The 19,950-nt window shown below is 68.2% G+C and carries 13 protein-coding genes, 1 tRNA gene and 1 CRISPR repeat array (1 of these 15 only partly in view); of the genes, 7 read left to right on the top strand and 7 right to left on the bottom strand.

All coding sequences use genetic code 11. The features are described from left to right. Positions 1–2,661: a CRISPR direct-repeat array (repeat unit 31 nt; unit sequence GTTTCGATCCGCGCTCCCGTGAGGGAGCGAC); it reaches 1,611 nt to the left of the window's first position. 594 nt (positions 2,662–3,255) lie between these two features. Next, the gene (gene recA / locus FZ033_RS01575; RefSeq protein WP_188079241.1) at positions 3,256–4,341 is read left to right on the top strand and encodes a recombinase RecA; all 1,086 of its coding nucleotides are present in this window, start codon (positions 3,256–3,258) and stop codon (positions 4,339–4,341) included. Positions 4,342–4,521: 180 nt separating this feature from the next. Beyond that, positions 4,522–7,176, top strand: coding sequence for an alanine--tRNA ligase (gene alaS, locus FZ033_RS01570; RefSeq protein WP_149574413.1), 2,655 nt, complete (start codon positions 4,522–4,524; stop codon positions 7,174–7,176). Between the two features lie 374 nt (positions 7,177–7,550). On the opposite strand, the gene lipB is transcribed toward alaS, so the two are convergent. Then, positions 7,551–8,285: a lipoyl(octanoyl) transferase LipB gene (gene lipB / locus FZ033_RS01565; RefSeq protein WP_149574412.1), complete on the bottom strand. Its 735-nt coding sequence runs from the start codon at positions 8,283–8,285 to the stop codon at positions 7,551–7,553. A gap of 289 nt (positions 8,286–8,574) precedes the next feature. Between lipB and FZ033_RS01560 the strand changes: the two genes are divergently transcribed. Beyond that, positions 8,575–8,659: transfer RNA gene (locus FZ033_RS01560), tRNA-Leu, on the top strand. A gap of 88 nt (positions 8,660–8,747) precedes the next feature. Here FZ033_RS01560 and FZ033_RS01555 read toward each other — a convergent pair. Further along, positions 8,748–9,539: a polysaccharide deacetylase family protein gene (locus FZ033_RS01555; RefSeq protein WP_149574411.1), complete on the bottom strand. Its 792-nt coding sequence runs from the start codon at positions 9,537–9,539 to the stop codon at positions 8,748–8,750. A 228-nt stretch (positions 9,540–9,767) separates the two neighbouring features. On the opposite strand from FZ033_RS01555, the gene FZ033_RS01550 reads away from it, so the two are divergent. The 4 genes from FZ033_RS01550 (at position 9,768) to folD (ending at position 15,796) form a co-directional block, all read left to right on the top strand. Continuing rightward, positions 9,768–10,586 carry a pentapeptide repeat-containing protein gene (locus FZ033_RS01550; protein ID WP_149574410.1) on the top strand — a complete coding sequence of 273 codons (819 nt, stop codon included), beginning with the start codon at positions 9,768–9,770 and terminating at the stop codon, positions 10,584–10,586. A gap of 247 nt (positions 10,587–10,833) precedes the next feature. After that, positions 10,834–12,246 carry a magnesium transporter gene (mgtE, locus tag FZ033_RS01545; protein ID WP_149574409.1) on the top strand — a complete coding sequence of 471 codons (1,413 nt, stop codon included), beginning with the start codon at positions 10,834–10,836 and terminating at the stop codon, positions 12,244–12,246. A 201-nt stretch (positions 12,247–12,447) separates the two neighbouring features. Next, on the top strand, positions 12,448–14,628 hold the full coding sequence (locus FZ033_RS01540; protein ID WP_149574408.1) for a putative bifunctional diguanylate cyclase/phosphodiesterase: 2,181 nt from the start codon (positions 12,448–12,450) through the stop codon (positions 14,626–14,628). Positions 14,629–14,908: 280 nt separating this feature from the next. Then, positions 14,909–15,796 (top strand): bifunctional methylenetetrahydrofolate dehydrogenase/methenyltetrahydrofolate cyclohydrolase FolD, encoded by an 888-nt coding sequence (folD, locus tag FZ033_RS01535; RefSeq protein ID WP_188079240.1) that lies wholly within the window; start codon positions 14,909–14,911, stop codon positions 15,794–15,796. 115 nt (positions 15,797–15,911) lie between these two features. Here folD and FZ033_RS01530 read toward each other — a convergent pair whose 3' ends face one another. The 5 genes from FZ033_RS01530 to purQ form a co-directional block, all read right to left on the bottom strand. After that, positions 15,912–16,217, bottom strand: coding sequence for a hypothetical protein (locus tag FZ033_RS01530; RefSeq protein ID WP_149574407.1), 306 nt, complete (start codon positions 16,215–16,217; stop codon positions 15,912–15,914). Positions 16,218–16,230: 13 nt separating this feature from the next. Beyond that, positions 16,231–16,569, bottom strand: coding sequence for a Grx4 family monothiol glutaredoxin (grxD, locus tag FZ033_RS01525; RefSeq protein WP_149574406.1), 339 nt, complete (start codon positions 16,567–16,569; stop codon positions 16,231–16,233). Positions 16,570–16,721: 152 nt separating this feature from the next. After that, positions 16,722–16,955: a BolA family protein gene (locus FZ033_RS01520; protein ID WP_012116057.1), complete on the bottom strand. Its 234-nt coding sequence runs from the start codon at positions 16,953–16,955 to the stop codon at positions 16,722–16,724. A 31-nt stretch (positions 16,956–16,986) separates the two neighbouring features. Then, on the bottom strand, positions 16,987–19,236 hold the full coding sequence (purL, locus tag FZ033_RS01515; RefSeq protein WP_188079239.1) for a phosphoribosylformylglycinamidine synthase subunit PurL: 2,250 nt from the start codon (positions 19,234–19,236) through the stop codon (positions 16,987–16,989). Beyond that, positions 19,233–19,931, bottom strand: a complete 699-nt coding sequence (gene purQ, locus FZ033_RS01510) for a phosphoribosylformylglycinamidine synthase subunit PurQ (RefSeq protein ID WP_149574405.1) — start codon at positions 19,929–19,931, stop codon at positions 19,233–19,235. Before purQ ends, purL begins: the two co-directional genes overlap by 4 nt. Positions 19,932–19,950: the final 19 nt, after the last annotated feature.

Genomic DNA, 19,950 nt, shown 5'->3' with positions numbered 1-19,950 from the left:
GCTGGGTGTTCGTCGATGCCGGTTTCGATCCGCGCTCCCGTGAGGGAGCGACCGTCGCCAAGCCAGAGCGTCACCCGCCCATCAAGGTTTCGATCCGCGCTCCCGTGAGGGAGCGACAGGTAGGCAGAGGGGACGCCCTGCATCCGATAGCCGTTTCGATCCGCGCTCCCGTGAGGGAGCGACTGCCGTGGCGACGATGTCCCCGGCCACACCGGAGTTTCGATCCGCGCTCCCGTGAGGGAGCGACCATCCACGCCGGCCCCTCGCGGGATCTGGAGCACGTTTCGATCCGCGCTCCCGTGAGGGAGCGACCACCAGCGCCACTTGGTCCGCCGCGACGTTCTCGTTTCGATCCGCGCTCCCGTGAGGGAGCGACCAGCACCCCTCCGCCCGTGTCCTCATTGACCAGGTTTCGATCCGCGCTCCCGTGAGGGAGCGACCGGACATGCTCGTGCCGTTGCGCAGGTCCGAGAGGTTTCGATCCGCGCTCCCGTGAGGGAGCGACCCGCTCATGGAGCGGTTGCGGCTGACCATGTACCAGTTTCGATCCGCGCTCCCGTGAGGGAGCGACCCTTACCGGACTCGCTCCACTGCTTCCACTTGGCGTTTCGATCCGCGCTCCCGTGAGGGAGCGACACTGTGCCAGTCCCGAAGTTTGGTCGTAGGGCATGTTTCGATCCGCGCTCCCGTGAGGGAGCGACGTCGGGGATTTCGGCGCCGATGGTCTGCGCGAACGCGTTTCGATCCGCGCTCCCGTGAGGGAGCGACGCGCCTGCGCCGGTGCCAGCGTGGTGCCGATGAGGTTTCGATCCGCGCTCCCGTGAGGGAGCGACCGTCTTCCGGCTCCATTAGATTGCCCCTCCACAAGTGTTTCGATCCGCGCTCCCGTGAGGGAGCGACGAGCGCCTGCCGCGCCGGCTGGGGCTGCGAAGACGTTTCGATCCGCGCTCCCGTGAGGGAGCGACCGCGACCTGCCCCGAGGAAATCGGCGCCCACGCGGGTTTCGATCCGCGCTCCCGTGAGGGAGCGACGCGAGAGCGACCTCATGGCAGGATGTCCAAGCCGTTTCGATCCGCGCTCCCGTGAGGGAGCGACTATGTCACTGCTTACTAGGCTTCGGCCCAATTGGTTTCGATCCGCGCTCCCGTGAGGGAGCGACGCCGGTGTCGCGATTGTGGCGCTGGTCATCAGCAAGTTTCGATCCGCGCTCCCGTGAGGGAGCGACGATAAGTTCCCGGAGATTGTCTAGAGCCATAGAGGTTTCGATCCGCGCTCCCGTGAGGGAGCGACTTGAGCGCCATCGCGGCAGTGCTCTGGATGGGCAAGTGTTTCGATCCGCGCTCCCGTGAGGGAGCGACCCTGGGGATGGGCTGGAAGGCGACCGACATTGCCAAGTTTCGATCCGCGCTCCCGTGAGGGAGCGACAAAGATTTATCAAATAGCTTGCCTTTTCGATTAGTTTCGATCCGCGCTCCCGTGAGGGAGCGACCGTGAGCAAAATTTATCCTCCTTGGTCATCCTCTGTTTCGATCCGCGCTCCCGTGAGGGAGCGACCGACCTCGACGCGTGGGCTCCGGCGGATGACGCTGTTTCGATCCGCGCTCCCGTGAGGGAGCGACCGCCTGCGATGAGGTAGGACTTCGGCTTGCCATAGTTTCGATCCGCGCTCCCGTGAGGGAGCGACTTTCGCCCTGGGCTTACCCTCGTTATTGAGGACACGTTTCGATCCGCGCTCCCGTGAGGGAGCGACCGCCGGAACGGCGCCGAGGTCGTGGTCCAGCCCCGCGTTTCGATCCGCGCTCCCGTGAGGGAGCGACTTTGGTGGAAGCGCTCTGGATGCTCGCCGGCCGGTTTCGATCCGCGCTCCCGTGAGGGAGCGACTGCATTCGCGACCTGGATTGCCTTGTTCGCCGTCGTTTCGATCCGCGCTCCCGTGAGGGAGCGACTGGAGAGTGCACAATGACCACGACCATTATCGTGTTTCGATCCGCGCTCCCGTGAGGGAGCGACCTCCTGCTCGCGTGCAGCGTCATGAGGATCTTTGTTTCGATCCGCGCTCCCGTGAGGGAGCGACCTGCCACGTACTTGCCGCGCTTGTACTGGTCCGAGTTTCGATCCGCGCTCCCGTGAGGGAGCGACTTCGCGCCGTAGCGCACGGCACCGGCAGGCAGCGTGTTTCGATCCGCGCTCCCGTGAGGGAGCGACCTCATGCTGGTACACGTCAAGGAGCTGGTGGCGCAGTTTCGATCCGCGCTCCCGTGAGGGAGCGACCGTCGAGTTCGACGCTGTGGCATCCCTCGGGATGGTTTCGATCCGCGCTCCCGTGAGGGAGCGACAGGCCGGCGAGGTAGGTCTCCACCGAGGCGTAGGGTTTCGATCCGCGCTCCCGTGAGGGAGCGACCGCCATCCACCAGCGCAACGTCGAATAGTCGAACGTTTCGATCCGCGCTCCCGTGAGGGAGCGACGTGATCGTGGCCGTGCTGTAGGCGACGATTGCAGCGTTTCGATCCGCGCTCCCGTGAGGGAGCGACCTCGGCCTCGATGACCTTTCCGCCGGAGGTGCCGTTTCGATCCGCGCTCCCGTGAGGGAGCGACTTCCGGCTCTTGATCCAGCCGCCGGTCGGCGCCGGTTTCGATCCGCGCTCCCGTGAGGGAGCGACCCCCGCTCCATAGCATTTTGGCGGCCCATGCAAAATCAGCACGGGCGCGCGAACCTGCCGTGATGGCGGCAGAGGTGCCGGGGGGCGTCTCGCCCGGGGGGCTCGAAAGAGATGTTTTTGCAATGCTTTACACGGCGCGCGAACCGGCCGGAGAAATCGTGTGAGCTTGAGGTTCGCGGAGGCAGGACGCCCTCCTTGGAGGGGAGCGAGCCGCTCGCCAAAAGATGCGCACTGCCTTTCGATATCGAGACGGCGAAGGGCGTGGCGACGCATGCCTCGCGCGGGTCCGGTGGACACACCAGAGCCGCCACGTCGTCACGGAGCCTAGCAGAATTGGCGCCGGCGCGGACCACCGCGCGAAGCCACCCTGCGGAGGGGCAGGGGCGCGAACGCACTCCGCGGAGTGTTCTGGGCAAGGATGCCGGCGGGAAGATGGTCGGTCGCAAGCCTAGCTCCTGACCGACGCGCCGGGCCTTCTCCCAGGCGTGGGCGCGTCGAATGCACAAGCGTATGAGAACATATTGCGAACTTGGAACAAAACATGTACATCTGCTGTGTTCTCATTTTCCCTTGCGCCAGCACCGGAGCGCGGCGATGACTCAGTCGACACTCAGACTCGTCGAAGGTTCTTCCATGGATAAGACCAAGGCGCTGGATGCCGCTCTCTCCCAGATCGAGCGGCACTTCGGCAAGGGCTCGATCATGCGGCTCGGCAAGGGCGGCAAAGCCTTGGAAATCGAGAGCATTCCCACCGGCTCGCTCGGGCTCGATATTGCCATCGGCATCGGTGGCCTGCCCAAGGGACGCGTCGTCGAGATCTTCGGGCCGGAATCCTCCGGCAAGACCACCCTGGCGCTGCACACGGTCGCGGAAGCGCAGAAGCGGGGTGGAACCTGCGCCTTTATCGACGCCGAGCACGCGCTCGACCCCATCTATGCGCGCAAGCTGGGCGTCAATCTCGACGACCTGCTCATCTCTCAGCCCGACGCGGGCGAGCAGGCGCTGGAGATCGCCGACACGCTGGTGCGCTCGGGCGCCATCGACGTGCTGGTGGTTGATTCGGTGGCAGCCCTCACCCCGCGCGCCGAGCTCGACGGCGAGATGGGCGACAGCCAACCCGGCATGCAGGCGCGCCTCATGAGCCAGGCGCTGCGCAAGCTCACGGCCTCCATCTCCAAGTCCAACACCATGGTCATCTTCATCAACCAGATCCGGATGAAGATCGGCGTCATGTACGGCTCGCCGGAGACCACCACCGGCGGAAACGCGCTCAAGTTCTACGCCTCGGTGCGGCTCGACATCCGCCGCATCGGCATGATCAAGGAGCGCGACGAGGTGGTGGGCAACCAGACCCGCGTGAAGGTGGTGAAGAACAAGCTCGCGCCGCCCTTCAAGCAGGTGGAGTTCGACATCATGTACGGGGAGGGGATTTCCAAGACGGGCGAGCTGCTCGATCTCGGGGTCAAGGCCGGCGTGGTGGAGAAGTCCGGCGCCTGGTTTTCCCACGATAGCCAGCGCTTGGGCCAGGGCCGCGAGAACGCCAAGACCTTCCTGAAGCAGAACCAGGAGGTGGCCGGCCGCATCGAGGCGGCGATCCGCCAGAACGCGGGCCTCATCGCCGAGAAGATCCTCGCCGGCACACCGGAGGACGATGCCGACGGCGACCCAGCCGACGCCTGAGCCCTCGCTGAGGCGTTTCTGGACAAGCGGCGCCCCCATCGCTAAACGAACCCGGTTCCGGCGGGCGTCATCGCGCCTTCGCCGGAACCGCGCGGCGGGCCTTCGGGCGGCGCTGGCGCGAAGCGATCACCAGAGCCGGATTCCGCGCTGGGACCGGCACCGAAGGATTGTGGCCGGCACATGAGCGGCGTCAACGAGATCCGGTCGAGCTTCATCGACTACTTCGTCAAAGAGGGCCATGAGGCGGTCGCCTCCTCGCCCCTCGTGCCGCAGAACGACCCGACGCTCATGTTCACCAATGCGGGCATGGTGCAGTTCAAGAACGTCTTCACCGGCGTTGAGAAGCGGCCCTATTCCCGCGCGGCGACGTCGCAGAAGTGCGTCCGCGCCGGCGGCAAGCACAATGATCTCGACAACGTGGGCTACACCGCGCGGCACCACACCTTCTTCGAGATGCTCGGCAATTTCTCGTTCGGCGACTATTTCAAGGAGCGGGCCATTGAGCTCGCCTGGAACCTGGTCACCCGCACCTTCGACCTGCCGCGCGACCGCCTCGTGGTCACCGTCTTCAGCGAGGACGAGGAAGCCTACGGCCTGTGGAAGAAGATCGCCGGCCTGAGCGACGACAAGATCATCCGCATCCCTACCTCCGACAATTTCTGGTCCATGGGCGACACCGGCCCGTGCGGCCCCTGCTCGGAGATCTTCTTCGACCACGGCCCGAACGTGCCCGGCGGCCCCCCTGGCTCGGCGGACCAGGACGGCGACCGCTTCATCGAGATCTGGAACCTCGTCTTCATGCAGTTCGAGCAGCTGCCGGGGGGCGAGCGCCTGGCGCTGCCGCGGCCGTCCATCGACACCGGCATGGGGCTTGAGCGGGTCTCGGCCGTGCTCCAGGGGGTGCACGACAATTACGACACCGACCTCATGCGCGCCCTCATCGCCGAGGTGGCCGAGCTGACCTCGGTGGATCCCGACGGCCCGCAGAAGGCGAGCCATCGCGTCATCGCCGACCACCTGCGCGCCTCGGTCTTCCTGACAGCTGACGGGGTGTTGCCGTCCAACGAGGGGCGCGGCTATGTGCTGCGCCGGATCATGCGCCGCGCCATGCGCCATGCCCAGTTGCTGGGCGCCAAGGACCCCCTCATGCACCGCCTCGTTCCGGTGCTGGTGCGGGAGATGGGCCGGGCCTATCCCGAGATCGTTCGCGCCGAGTCCCTGGCCGAAGAGACCTTGCTGCTGGAGGAGACGCGCTTCCGCCGCACCCTGGAGCGCGGCCTCTCCATCCTCGAGGAGGAGAGCACGGGGTTGACGTCCGGCGGGCAGTTTCCCGGCGAGGTGGCGTTCAAGCTCTACGACACCTACGGCTTCCCCCTGGACCTGACCCAGGACGCCCTGCGCGCCCGCGGCATCTCGGTGGACACCACGGCGTTCGATTCCGCCATGGCGCGGCAGAAGGCGGAGGCCCGCGCAAGTTGGGCCGGTTCCGGCGAGGCGGCCACCGATACGCTGTGGTTCGCCGTGCGCGACGAGGTGGGAGCCACCGAATTCCTCGGCTATGAGACGGAGAAGGCGGAGGGCGTGGTCGCGGCCCTTGTGCGCGACGGCGCTGTGGTGGACAGCCTCGCTGCCGGCGAGAAGGGCCTGATCATCCTCAACCAGACGCCGTTCTATGCCGAATCGGGCGGCCAGGTGGGCGATATCGGGCGCGTGAGCGGGGAGGGCGGCATTACCGCGCAGGTAGTGGCCACCCAGAAGAAGCTCGGCGATCTCTTCGTCCACGAGGTGAAGGTCGAGGCCGGCACCCTGAAGCGCGGCACCGCGCTGGTGCTGGAGGTGGATCACGCCCGCCGCGCCGCCGTGCGCGCCAACCATTCCGCCACCCACCTTTTGCACGAGGCGCTGCGGCGGGTGCTCGGCGACCACGTGGCCCAGAAGGGCTCGCTGGTGGCGCCGGACCGTCTGCGGTTCGACTTCTCCCACCCCAAGCCCCTCAGCGGCGGCGAGCTCGCCGAGGTGGAGACCATCGCCAACCGCTTCGTGCTGCGCAACGAGCCGGTGGAAACCCGGATCATGGCTGTCGACGACGCCATCACCTCGGGCGCGCGGGCGCTGTTCGGCGAGAAATACGGCGATGAGGTGCGCGTGGTCTCCATGGGCACGGATGACGGCAACGGCGCGCCCTATTCGGTGGAGCTGTGCGGCGGCACCCATGTGAAGCGCACCGGCGATATCGGCCTTATCTCGGTGGTTTCGGAAGGTGCCGTCGGGTCCGGCGTCCGGCGCATCGAGGCGCTGACCGCCGATGCCGCGCGCCGGCATCTCAACGCCGCCTCCGCCGCTCTGGCGGGGACCGCGGCGGTGCTCAAGGCGCCGGTGGCCGAGGTGGAAGCGCGGGTGGCGACCCTGGTGGAAGAGCGCCGCCGGCTCGAGCGCGAGCTGGCCGAAGCCCGCAAGAAGCTCGCCATGGGCGGGGGCGGCGAGGCGTCGGGAGATGCGGTGCGCACCGTGGGCGACATCAAGCTCCTCGCCCGGCGGGTGGAAGGCATCGAGATCAAGGATCTCAAGGGCCTGGTGGACGAAGGCAAGAAGCAGATCGGGTCGGGCGTGGTGGCCATCGTCGGCGTGACCTCCGATGGCAAGGCGGGAATCGTGGTCGGCGTCACCGCCGATCTCACCGCCCGCTTCGACGCGGTGGCGCTGGTGCGCGTGGGCTCGGAAGCCCTGGGCGGAAAGGGCGGTGGCGGCCGTCCCGACATGGCGCAGGCCGGCGGTCCCGACGGGGCCAAGGCGGAAGCCGCCCTCGACGCCATCGCGGCCACGCTGGCCGGCTGAGCCAAACGGGCCGCCGGCACCTTCCTCCTGCCGGCGCGCTGCAGGGGGAACCCGGCTCTGTCGCGACCTGGATCGCTTTCCGTGTGCATTAGTCAACGGAAAGCGTTCTCAATTGATCGGCGAGCGCGCGCCGATTAGAGCATTTTCAAGCGAAGTGGATACCGGTTCGCGTGAAGAAAATGCGTCAATACAAGAGTCTAGAGCGATTGCCGTGAGTCAGCGCGAACGGAAAACGCTCTAGAGCGCGATGCCATCTGATCCGCCCGTACCGATACCATCGGTCTTTTGTCTTCGACCGATGCCAGGCGGGTTTCGCTCAGGTGCCGCGCGGGCTTGACCAATGGCCCACGAGTCAAGCCCATGGGTTATTGGTATCAGCCTTCGCCTGCTTCCCCGGCGGTCGGCGCCGCTGCCGGAACGGTCGGGCCGAACACGGCCTCGAAGGCCACGCGCAGCACGGAATCGACCTCGCCCATGGTCACCGGCAGGCCGAGGTCGGCAAGGCTGGTCACCCCGTGCTCGCGCACGCCGCAGGGCACGATGCCGCCGAAATGGGACAGGTCCGGCTCCACGTTCAGGGAAATGCCATGGAAGGTCACCCAGCGGCGCACCCGGATGCCGATGGCGGCGACCTTGTCCTCGCCGCCGCCGCGCCGCCGCACCCAGACGCCCACCCGGTCTTCCCGGCGCTCGCCGGTGACGTTGAACGCCGACAGGGTGCCGATGATCCACGCCTCCAGCGCGCTCACATAACGGCGCACGTCCGGCGAGCGGCGCTTCAGGTCGAGCATCACATAGGCCACGCGCTGGCCGGGGCCGTGATAGGTGAACTGCCCGCCGCGCCCGGTCTCGTAGACGGGAAAGCGCGCGTCCACGAGATCTTCGGGGCGGGCGCTGGTGCCGGCGGTGTAGAGCGGCGGGTGTTCCAGCAGCCAGACGCATTCGCGCGCGGTGCCATCGGCGATGGCGGCGACCCGGGCCTCCATGGCCGCGAGCGCTTCGGGGTAGGGGACGAGGCCATCGCTGATGGTCCAGTCCACGGACGGGGCTTCGGCGTCGGTCGGCTGGAACCGGGTTTCGAGGCTGGCGCGGGGGGTGGAGGCGGTCATGGGAGATGCTTTAATCCATCGTGCCGCCGGGTCCAGTCCCCAATGCGTGGGGCCGGGCCTTGCCGGGCAGGCCCGGCGGACAAGGCGGCTGCCGGCGGCGGTGAGGGGGAGTCGAGCCGGCACCATCGCCCTGATCGGGCAGCCTCCCGACCGCGTCATCCACAGGCTGGGGGCGGATCGGCCGGGGCGGTGCGGGAGACACTTGTAGCCGCCAATATGATCTGTTAGACGATGGCCCCCGGCTGGGAGCGGTCTTCACAGGAACCCCCGGACGGAGCCATCCCTGACTGCGGTCGTGGCGGAATTGGTAGACGCGCTAGCTTGAGGTGCTAGTGGGGAGACCCGTGGAGGTTCGAGTCCTCTCGTCCGCACCAGTGGATTGGTGAGCTTGCAGCGCTCGGCGCGCAAGCCACGAAACAGGCGGCCTTCGGGCCGCCTTTTTCGTTTCTGGCCCTTTGCGTCTCACCCCGGCGATTTCGGCACCACGTGCACCACCTGGTAGCCGCGCTCGGCGAGGGCGCGCAGGAAGCCGGGAATCATGGCGGCGGTGTAGCTCTTGGTGTCGTGGAACAGCACGATGCCTCCTCCCGCCGCGTCGAGCCGCTTCAGCACCAGGTCCAGCTCCGCCTCGGGGGTCATCACGTTCCAGTCGCTGGCCCAGAAATCGGCGCCGAACACGGCGATGCCCTTGCCGTCCAGATAGGCCAGCAGCTCGGGCGTCGAGGCGAAGCCGGGGAAGCGGAAGAAGGGCACGCGGGGCGCCGGCCCGCTGGCGCCATAGGCGGCCTTCTCGTCGGCGGCGATGCCGTTCTCGATCTCCTTCACCGCCGCCTCGAACGGCATCTTGGCGAGGGTCGCGGCGGGGTGGGTCAGGGTGTGGTGGGCGATGGTGTGGCCCTCCGCCAGGGCGCGGCGCACCAGCTCGGGCCGGGCCTTCGCATTCTCGCCGATGAGGAAGAAGGTGGCGTGGACGCACTCGGCCTTCAGGGCGTCGAGGATGGCGGCGGTGGTCTTGGGCCAGGGGCCGTCGTCGAAGGTGAGCACCACTTCCCTGGGCGCCAGCGGCAGGGTGGCGGGAAACGACTTGGTCCCCACCCGCACGCCTTTGGGATCGAGCTCCAGAACACGCGCGGTGCCGAGGGCGTCGGCGTGGCCAGGGCACGGCTCGGCGGCGTGCGCGAAGGGGGCGCTTGAGCCGGCGGCCGAAAGAAGGAGGAGACCAAGCATCGCGGCGCGCCGCAGGGAGACTGTCATGGCGTTTTCCGCGTGGTCCTTTCCTTCACCCCGCGGGAGCGAGGGACGTTGCGCCCGCGTTCGGCCCGGAGGGTGTCATGCCCGCTCCCGGATGCTTCGCGCCAGCCGCGGCGGGGCAGGGCCGTCCCTGTCTCGCCGTGGGCTGGGCACACACAGCCGTGATGCCGGACGGCTGTAATTCCACGCCTTTGTGGCGAATAACAGCCCAACGAACATGGGGAGGATGCCATGCGCCCTGCCAACTCTCTCGTCCGGATCGTCGTATCGGCCACGCTGGCGCTCCTACCCGCCTCGGGCGCTCGGACGCAGGGCCTTCTGAGCCATACCGACATGCAGGGCCCGGCGATGACGCAGGCCGAGATGACACGGGACGAGGTGATCGCCCTTCTCGTCGTCGCCACGCCGGAGCATCCCGCCGATCTCGCGGGCAAGCAGCTTAACGGCCTTGATCTTTCGGGTCTCGACCTGCGCCACGCGCGGTTGCGCACCGCGCGCCTCAACAAGGCCCGGCTCATGGGCGCGCGCCTGGACGGCGTGGTGCTGGATCAGGCGTGGCTCATGGGCGCGGACCTCAGCGATGCGCATCTGGCGGGGGCCAGCCTGTTCGGTACCCAGATGATCGGTGCGCGCCTCGATCGGGCGGATCTCGCCGGCGCCCGCATCACCGCCAATCTCACCGGCGCCAGCCTGGCGGGCGCCCGGCTGGCGGGGGCGGACCTTTCCGCCGACATGCGCAACCAGTCCATGGGCCTGATGCGCGGGGATCTCACCTCGGCAAATCTCGCCGGGGCCGACCTCACCGGCGCCAATCTGGGACGAACCATGCTCGAATATGCCGACCTGTCGGGCGCGGACCTGTCCCGCGCGAATCTCACGGGAGCGGAGCTCGGCGGCGCGAACCTCACCGGCGCGACGGTGGCCGGTGCCACGTTCATCGGTGCGGACGTGAACTCGGCACGCCTTTTGGACATGCGCGGCCTCGATGAAGCCATCGGCTTCGACCGGGTCAGGAACCTCGACCTCGCCGTGCGCCCCGCACTGCGCTGATCGCGCGAGGCCGCCCAAAGGGCGGATCGGAAGTCCCGTGCCGCGGGCAGGGTTGCCGCCCGGGCCATAGGGCTGGGGCATCTGCCGGATAAGGCTTCACAAACGGCTGCCTTCCCTCTAGAGCGACGGACGGGTGCCGATCCGTCACCGCCGCTTGGCGGGGCTTCCGGCCCCGGATCCCCGACCCCGTGCCCAGGCTCCGATCGAGCGGGCGCCCGATCCCCGCCTCGAAGACCGGGAGGACCCCATGCGCGAGGATGCCGACGCGCCTGTCGCCGACGCTGCGGACGCCGTGCCGCAGGTGCGCGATCCCGACGGCAACCTGGCCGACGGGTTCCGCGAGGCCATCCGCGCGGCCATCGCCGCGCGCGATGTGGACCGGCTGACGGCGCTCACGGGCGACCTCCACGAAGCCGACATGGGCGATCTCATCGAGGAGCTGGACGGCGACGAGCGCCGCCGGCTCATCGAGATGCTGGGCCCTGCCTTCGACTTCACCGCGCTGACCGAGCTGGACGAGACGGTCCGCGTCGGCATCCTGCGCGGGCTGTCGCCGCTCACCGTCGCGCGCGGCATGCGCGACATCGATTCGGACGATGCCGTCTACATCCTCGAGGATCTCGACGAGGAGGAGATGGCGGCGGTGCTGCAGCACCTGCCAGCACCCGAGCGCGTGGCGCTGCGACGCTCCCTCGACTATCCCGAGGACAGCGCCGGCCGGCGCATGCAGACCGAGTTCATCGCCGTGCCGCCATTCTGGACCGTGGGCCGCACCATCGACTACATGCGCGAGACGCCGGACCTGCCGGAGACCTTCTACGAGGTATTCGTGGTGGACCCGGCCTATCGGCTGGTGGGCTCGGTGTCCCTCGACCGGCTGCTGCGCACCCGGCGCACCATGCTGGTGACCCAGGTGAAGACCGAGCAGCTGAAGGGGGTGAAGGCCACCGACGACCAGGAGGACGTGGCGCGCCTGTTCGAGCGCTACAACCTCGTCTCGGCCCCCGTGGTGGACGATGCTGGCCGGCTCGTGGGCGTCATGACCATCGACGACGTGGTGGACGTGATCCAGGAGGAGGCGGACGAGGACCTGCGCGCCCTCGCCGGCGTGGGCTCCGACGAGGAACTCTCCGACAGCGTCGCCTATACCGCCAAGAGCCGCCTGCCCTGGCTGGTGGTCAATCTCGGCACGGCCTTCATTTCCGCCTCCATCATCGGCCTGTTCGAGGCCACCATCGAGAAGATGGTGGCGCTGGCGGTGCTCATGCCCATCGTCGCCTCCATGGGGGGCAATGCCGGCACCCAAACCATGACGGTGGCGGTGCGCGCCCTCGCCACCAAGGAATTGTCCAGCCACAACGCCCGCCGCATCGTCTCGCGCGAGGTGCTGGTGGGGCTGTTCAACGGGCTGGCGCTGGCCTGCATGCTCGGCCTCATCGCCGGCGCGTGGTTCGCCAATGTCCAGCTCGGCGCCGTCATCGCCAGCGCGCTGGTGATGAACATGATTGCGGCGGGCCTGTTCGGCATTCTCATCCCCCTCGCCATCTCGTGGCTGAAGCTCGACCCGGCCGTGGCGTCGGGCGTGTTCGTGACCACGGTGACGGATACGGTGGGCTTCTTCGCCTTCCTCGGCCTCGCCACCTGGTGGTTCGGTGCCTAGGACGCGGATTCACGCCTGGACTTCAACCTGAATTTCGCATGATCCCCCTTAGGTTGCAGGGTCTTGGCGGCATGAAGGCAAGGCGCGCCGGGGCCGCCGGGGCCCCTTGCGCCGCTGGGGAATCTGTCGGACAAATCTGCCGTCCGCCGCGCCCGCGCCGGTGATCTGACGCGGCCCCAGACCAGGCCCGATCCGCAGCCCATGAAGGAGGGCCGTCCCATTCCCCGCCGACAGGGCAGTCCCGGTTATCGTTCCCTTCTGGCTGGCCTGGTGGCGCTTGCGCTGCTGGTCGCGGGTCTCGTCACGGTCTTCGTGCTGGCCGGTCTGCGCCAGGACGACAAGGCGCGCACCCGCGAGCGCGGCGCTCTTCTCACCTCCCTGCGCGCCCGCGAGACGGTGATGGAGCAGGCGCTGGTCGCCACCAACGACGAGCGGGAAACACTCCAGCATCTGGTGCTCGGGGACATGACGCCCCTGCATCGCCGCTTCGGCATGAAGCTCAATGACGGCTTCGGCTTCGAGTTCGTCTACATCACCGATGCCAAGGGCCGCGTCATCTATTCCTCCGAGCGGGGCGAGCAGAACGAGCTGCGGGCGTTCAGCTGGATCCGCCCCGCCGTCGAGCGGGCGCTGGCCGATGGGCAGAAGGCGGCGCTCTCGGGCGTGGTCGCCACCGACGATGCCGCCGGCCTGATGGTGGCCCGCCCGTTCGACGAAAAGGTCGAGGGGCTCGACGTGGCCCAGCCGCTGGTGGCCATCACGGTGGATGTCATCGACCCCGAATTCCTGCGGATGGTGGGTGCGCCCGCCAGCCTGGAGGAGGTGGAGCTGATCCATCGGCCGCGCCACGGCGGGCGGCATGCGGGCGTCTTCATCCCGAACCTCTATGACGGCTCGGAAGCGGAGCTGGTGTGGCGGGGCGCACATCCCGGCAGCAAGATGCTGTGGGGGCTGATGCCGGCCGCCGCGGTGCTGGCCACCCTTCTCGCCGTGCTGTTCCTGGTGCTCATGGTCCGGGCCCGCCGGATGGCGGCCGACCTCGTCACCAGCGAGGCCAAGGCGCGGGAACTGGCTGCGCGCGACTACCTGACCGGCCTGCTCAACCGGGGCGCCTTCATCGAGGCGCTGGACGCCGCCATCGCCCGGCGCCGGAACGGCGAGACGCTGGCGCTGCTGTTTGTCGACCTCGACGACTTCAAGGCCATCAACGACAGCGCCGGCCACGCCGCCGGCGACGACCTGCTGCGCGCCTTCGCCCGGCGCACCGAGGAGGCCCTGGGGGAGGGGAGCGTCGTTGCACGGTTCGGCGGCGACGAGTTCGTGGCCGTGGTCCCCTGCCGGGCCGACGGCGACCTCGACCGCATCGTCGCGCGGCTGTTCAAGGAACTGGCGCCGCCGGTCCTGCTGGAGCGGGGCGGCGACCTGAGCCTGAGCGCCTGCGTGGGCGCGGCGCGCCTGCCCCAGGACGCTGTCACCGGCGCGGAGCTGATGCGGCTCGCCGATGTCGCCCTCTACCAGGCCAAGGCCGAGGGCGCCGGCCTCTACCGCCTGTTCGAGCCGGGGTTCGACGCGGCGCGGATCGAGCACCGGCGCATCGAACTGGAACTCGCGGCGGCGCTGGACAAGGGCGAGATCACGCTGGTCTACCAGCCCCAGGTGGATGTGGAGAGCGAGCGCATCGTCGGGTTCGAGGCGCTGGCGCGCTGGGACCATCCCGCCCATGGGCGGCTCCTGCCGGGTGCGTTCCTGGCCGTGGCCGAGACCTCCCGCCTCATGGGCCGGTTCGATGCCTATGTGCTGCGCACCGCCCTGCTGGAAGCGCGGGCGCTGCCGGAAGTGACGCTGTCGGTGAACATGTCGGCGCTCAACCTGCGCCAGGGCGCCATCTTCGGCATGGTGGCCACGGCCCTTGCCGAAACCGGGTTCGATCCCGCGCGGCTGGAGATCGAGATCACCGAAAGCGCCATCCTCGATGCCTCCAGCGAGGGGCAGGAGGCGCTCCAGAAGCTGCGGGACATGGGGGTGCGGCTCGCCCTCGACGATTTCGGCACCGGCCATGCCTCACTGGTTCATGTGCGGCGCTTTCCCATCACCAAGATCAAGATCGACAAGTCCTTCATCCTCAACATTGGCACCGACCGGGATGCGTCGGCCATCGTGGAATATGTGACCCGGCTCGGCCGCTCCCTCGGCATCACCCTGACCGCCGAAGGGGTGGAGACCCGCGAGCAGCTGCGCTTCCTCAGGGCCTTCGGCGCCCATCAGGCGCAAGGCTATCTGTTCGCGCCGCCGCTGCCCCTCGTGGCCGCCGCCGCCATGCTGGAGCGGCAGAAGGTGGCGGATGCCGGTGTCGCGTCGGACGGGGCCGCCGCCTCGAGCTAGCCGGATGCATTCCCCCACCATGGGTGACACCCGCGCGGAGGCGCGCATCCTCCAGCGAAGACAATTATTTTCTTTTCAAGAAAATAATTGTCTCTATAAGGGTGTTGTTCCGGCCTGGGGTCCCTTCGGTGTGCCGCGACGGTGCCTGCGCTGCGGCGATGAGGCGCCGTTCCGGCCTTGCCTTTTGCGCGGCGGGGTGGACACAAGGTCGGTGAACATCAGGCCCCTGGGTGCCGCCTTCCCCTTAACGAGGCGCGTTCTGCCGAAGGGGCCGAGGCTTATGGGGGATGTGGTGATCGAGACCAAGCCCATCGATGGAAAGGCGTTCGCAGCCGGGCTTCGGGCCCGCATTGCCGAGGAGGTGGCCCGCCTCGGCGCGGCCCACGGCTTGAAGCCGGGCCTCGCGGTGGTCCTCGTGGGCGAGGATCCGGCCAGCCAGGTCTATGTGCGCAACAAGGCGGCCCAGACCCTTGAGGCCGGCATGACCTCGTTCGAGCACAAGCTCGCGGTGGACACGCCCGAGGCCGAGCTGCTGGCGCTGATCGCCCGACTCAACGCCGATCCAGCCGTGAACGGCATTCTGGTTCAGCTGCCATTGCCGGCGCAGATCGATGCCATGAAGGTGCTCTCCACCATCGATCCCGCCAAAGACGTGGACGGCTTCCATGTGGTGAATGCCGGCCGGCTCGCGGTGGGCCTCGACGCGCTGGTGCCGTGCACGCCGCTCGGCTGCGTGATGCTGCTGAAGCACCATCTTGGCAATCTTTCGGGCCTCAAGGCGGTGGTGGTGGGGCGCTCCAACATCGTCGGCAAGCCGGCGGCGCAGCTGCTGCTGAAGGAGGATTGCACCGTCACCATCGCCCATTCGCGCACCCGGGACCTGCCGGGCGAGTGCCGCACCGCCGACATCCTGGTGGCCGCCGTGGGCCGCCCCGAGATGGTGCGCGGCGACTGGATCAAGCCCGGAGCCACCGTGATCGACGTAGGCATCAACCGCATTCCCAAGCCCGACGGCAAGACGCGCCTCGTGGGCGACGTGGCCTATCAGGAAGCGCAGGGCATCGCCGGCCTGATTACCCCGGTTCCGGGCGGGGTTGGCCCCATGACCATCGCCTGCCTGCTCCAGAACACCCTCACCGCCGCCAAGCGGCAGGCCGGGCTGGAATAGGGACGGGTCGTCGCGCCCGGTGCATCAGGCTCAGGATCTGGAATAAGCAAGGCCCGGTGAGCGTCGCTCACCGGGCCTTGGAACCAGACGGCGAAAAGCCTTGGGGGCTGCCCTCTCAGAGGACCACCAGTCCGCCGACCAGCAGGGCCAGCGGCGGCAGCCAGACCATGGCGAGGGCAAGTTGACGCCGGCCGCGGCGCCACACCATCAGGCCGAGGGCAGGGGCCAGCACGGTGACGGAGAGGGCCGAGCCCCAGCCCGCCACCGCGGAGGCTTCGCCGTTGGCGCCTTCCTGAGCGCCGAAGACGAAGCCGGAAATGGCGATGAGCAGGATCGCAAGGCCAGCGTTCGCCAGCAGCCCCAGGCTGAGGGCGAACTTGAGGGCGAGTGGCGCGGCCGCAGCCGGATCAGGCGTGGTCACGCCGCTCGAACACTCAGCCGATGGCGCGATCGCGGATGGCGACGCCCTTTTCCTCAAGGAAGGTGGTCAGCTCGCCGGCCTGGAACATCTCGCGCACGATGTCGCAGCCGCCCACGAACTCGCCCTTGATGTAGAGCTGCGGGATGGTCGGCCAGCTGGCGTAGTCCTTGATGCCCTGCCGGACGGCGTCGTTTTCGAGCACGTTCACGCCCTTGAAGGGGACGCCCACGTGATCGAGGATCTGCACCACCTGCCCGGAAAAGCCGCACTGCGGAAACTGGGGCGTGCCCTTCATGAACAGGACCACGTCACCAGACTTCACGATGGCGTCGATGTCTTCACGAATACCCATGGTCTCAAATCCATTCTGATCGGCCGAATGAGGGCCAGCATGCTTCAAGATCGGCCCTCGCGGGGCAAAGCGCAAGGGGGCACGACGGGGGCGCGTCCCGGGCATTGTGCACTGCCGCGTGAGCGCCGACGCCGCGGGCTCGGTCCCCGGATCTAGTCCGGCGCGGCGGTCTGGAGGGCGAGGGCGTGAAGCACGCCCCCCATGTTCCCCTTGAGCGCGGCATAGACCATCTGGTGCTGCTGCACCCGGCTCTTGCCGCGGAACGCCGCGGACACGATGCGGGCGGCGTAGTGGTCGCCGTCGCCGGCCAGATCCTCGATCACCACCGTCGCGTCGGGTAGCGCATCCTTGATGAGCTGCTCGATCTCGCGGGCATTCATGGGCATGGTCGCATGGTCCTCAAAACGGCGGACGGGTTCAGGACGAGGCGCCCATATAGATGGGCAGCCATGTCTCGTGCCGGTCGCGCAGCGATTCCACGACTATCGAGCGGTCGTCGGGGAGGATCAAGCGGTCGCCGCCCGTCTTGCCGATCTTGACCATGGGCACGCCGGCCATTTCCGCCTTGTGGATCACCTCGGCGCCCTGTCCCGAGGGCACGGTGATCACATAGCGGGCCTGATCCTCGCCGAACCACCAGGCATATGGATCCATGCCAGCCGGCGGGGCTTCGAGAGAGGTGCCCACGCGCCCGGCCATGGCCATCTCGGCGATGGCGATGAGCAGGCCGCCGTCGGAGACATCATGCACGGCGGTGGCGATGCCGTCGCGGATCAGGCTGCGTACGAAGTCGCCGTTGCGCTTCTCAGCGATCAGGTCCACCGGGGGCGGCGCCCCGTCCTCGCGCTCGCAGACGGTGGCGAGGAAGGCCGAGGCCCCAAGCCAGCCCTTCGTCTTGCCCACCAGCAGCACCGGCTCGCCGGCAGCCTTGAAGGCGAGCGTCATGGACTTGTGCAGGTCCTCGATCAGGCCGACGCCGCCGATGGCGGGGGTGGGCAGGATGCCCTTGCCGTTGGTCTCGTTGTAGAGGCTGACGTTGCCGGACACGACCGGGAAGTCGAGCGCCTCGCAGGCCGCCCCGATGCCTTTCACGCAGGCCACGAACTGGCCCATGATCTCCGGCTTCTCGGGATTGCCGAAATTGAGGTTGTCGGTGACGGCGATGGGGGTCGCGCCCACGGCGGTCAGGTTGCGCCAGGCTTCCGCCACCGCCTGCTTGCCGCCCTCGAAGGGATCGGCCTCGCAATAGCGCGGCGTCACGTCGGTGGTCAGGGCCAGGGCCTTGGGACCGTCCTCGATGCGCACCACGGCCGCATCGCCGCCGGGCCGCTGCACGGTGTTGCCGCCGATGAGGTGGTCATACTGCTCCCATACCCAGCGCTTGGAGCACAGGTCGGGCGAGGCGATGAGCCGCTCCAGGGCATCGGCGACCGACGCGTTGGTGCGCACGTCCTCGGGGGCCACCACCGGACGCGGCAGCGGCTCCTCATAGGGGCGACGGTATTCGGGGGCCTGGTCGCCCAGTTCCTTGATGGGCAGGTCCGCTTCCACCACGCCGTTGTGCTTCACCACGAAGCGCAGGGTGTCGGTGGTGCGGCCGACGATGGCGAAGTCCAGCCCCCACTTGCGGAAGATGGCCTCGGCCTCGTCTTCCTTGCCGTCGGCGATCACCATGAGCATGCGCTCCTGGCTCTCCGACAGCATCATCTCGTAGGCGGTCATGCCGGTTTCGCGGCAGGGCACGGCGTCGAGGTTCAGCTCCACGCCCAGGCCGCCCTTGGCGCCCATCTCCACCGCCGAGCTGGTGAGGCCGGCGGCGCCCATGTCCTGGATCGCCACCACGCAGCCCGCTTTCATGATTTCCAGGCAGGCTTCCAGCAGCAGCTTCTCGGCGAAGGGGTCGCCGACCTGCACGGTGGGGCGCTTCTCCTCGGCGTCGGCGCCGAACTCGGCCGAGGCCATGGTGGCGCCGTGGATGCCGTCGCGCCCGGTCTTGGAGCCGAGATAGACGATGGCGCGGCCCACCCCGGTGGCGGCCGCGTAGAAGATCTCGTCCGCCCGGGCGAGGCCCACCGCCATGGCGTTGACCAGAATGTTGCCGTTGTAGCGCTTGTGGAAGCCCACCGAGCCGCCCACCGTGGGCACGCCGAAGGAATTGCCATAGCCGCCGATGCCGGCCACCACGCCCGCCAGCAGCCGGCGGGTCTTCACATTGTGGCAGTCGCCGAAGCGCAGGAAGTTGAGCGCTGCGATGGGCCGCGCCCCCATCGTGAACACGTCGCGCAGGATGCCACCCACGCCCGTTCCCGCGCCCTGGTAGGGCTCGATGAAGGAGGGGTGGTTGTGGCTTTCCATCTTGAAGACGACCGCCAGGCCGTTGCCGATGTCCACCACGCCCGCATTCTCGCCCGGCCCCTGGATCACGCGCGGGCCCTTGGTGGGCAGGGTGCGCAGCCAGACCTTGGACGACTTGTAGGAGCAGTGCTCGTTCCACATGGCCGAGACGATGCCAAGCTCCGTGATCGACGGCTCGCGGCCGATCAGCCTCACGAAGTGCTCGTATTCCTCGGGCTTCAGGCCATGCTCGGCCACCAGCTCCGGGGTGATGCGGGACGTGTTGGGAATGGAATTCACAGCGGTTCGATCCGAATTGAGGGGCGTGGTCACGCCGCCTTCAGGGCTCCGGCGAGGCTTTCGAACAGGCCGCGGCCGTCGGTGGGGCCGATTTCCGGTTCGATGTAGTTTTCGGGGTGCGGCATCATTCCCAGTACGTTGAACTTTTCCGAATAGATGCCGGCGATGCCATTGATGGCACCGTTGGGACCATCGGTCTGGTCGATCTGGCCGTCGCGGCGGGCGTAACGGAAGGCGATGCGGCCCTCGCTCTCCAGCCGGGTGATGGTGCCCTCGTCCGCCGTGTAGTTGCCCTCGCCGTGGGCGACGGGAATGCGGATGAGGTCACTCTTGCGATAGGCCTTGGTGAAGGCGGTGTCGGCCCGCTCGACGCGCAGCAGCACCTCGCGGCAGACGAAGCGCAGCCGGGCGTTGCGCACCAGCACGCCGGGCAGCAGGCCGGCCTCGCACAGGATCTGGAAGCCGTTGCAGATGCCGAGCACCAGCCCGCCCCTCGCCGCATGGGCGCGCACGGCATCCATGATGTTGGCGCGGGCGGCGATGGCGCCGCACCTCAGATAATCGCCGTAGGAGAAGCCGCCGGGCAGCACGACGAGGTCGGTGCCGGGGGGCAGCTCATGCTCGGCGTGCCAGACCACCTGTGGCTTCGCGCCCGCGACGAGGCGCAGCGCGCGCACGGCGTCCTGCTCACGGTTGGAGCCGGGGAAGAGGATGACGGCTGGTTTCATGATCTCTCAATGGACGCAG

The organism is Xanthobacter oligotrophicus (genome assembly GCF_008364685.1).
Classification (GTDB): Bacteria; Pseudomonadota; Alphaproteobacteria; order Rhizobiales; family Xanthobacteraceae; genus Xanthobacter; species Xanthobacter oligotrophicus.
This window is presented reverse-complemented; position numbering and strand designations above follow the sequence as displayed.

Excerpts from the sequence above, each read along its gene's own strand:
- folD (WP_188079240.1), top strand. The coding sequence starts at position 14,909 with ATGGGGGATGTGGTGATCGAGACCAAGCCCATCGATGGAAAGGCGTTC.
- alaS (WP_149574413.1), top strand. The coding sequence starts at position 4,522 with ATGAGCGGCGTCAACGAGATCCGGTCGAGCTTCATCGACTACTTCGTC.
- recA (WP_188079241.1), top strand. The coding sequence starts at position 3,256 with ATGACTCAGTCGACACTCAGACTCGTCGAAGGTTCTTCCATGGATAAG.
- mgtE (WP_149574409.1), top strand. The coding sequence starts at position 10,834 with ATGCGCGAGGATGCCGACGCGCCTGTCGCCGACGCTGCGGACGCCGTG.
- FZ033_RS01540 (WP_149574408.1), top strand. The coding sequence starts at position 12,448 with ATGAAGGAGGGCCGTCCCATTCCCCGCCGACAGGGCAGTCCCGGTTAT.
- purQ (WP_149574405.1), bottom strand. The coding sequence starts at position 19,931 with ATGAAACCAGCCGTCATCCTCTTCCCCGGCTCCAACCGTGAGCAGGAC.
- lipB (WP_149574412.1), bottom strand. The coding sequence starts at position 8,285 with ATGACCGCCTCCACCCCCCGCGCCAGCCTCGAAACCCGGTTCCAGCCG.
- grxD (WP_149574406.1), bottom strand. The coding sequence starts at position 16,569 with ATGGGTATTCGTGAAGACATCGACGCCATCGTGAAGTCTGGTGACGTG.
- FZ033_RS01520 (WP_012116057.1), bottom strand. The coding sequence starts at position 16,955 with ATGCCCATGAATGCCCGCGAGATCGAGCAGCTCATCAAGGATGCGCTA.
- FZ033_RS01555 (WP_149574411.1), bottom strand. The coding sequence starts at position 9,539 with ATGACAGTCTCCCTGCGGCGCGCCGCGATGCTTGGTCTCCTCCTTCTT.
- FZ033_RS01550 (WP_149574410.1), top strand. The coding sequence starts at position 9,768 with ATGCGCCCTGCCAACTCTCTCGTCCGGATCGTCGTATCGGCCACGCTG.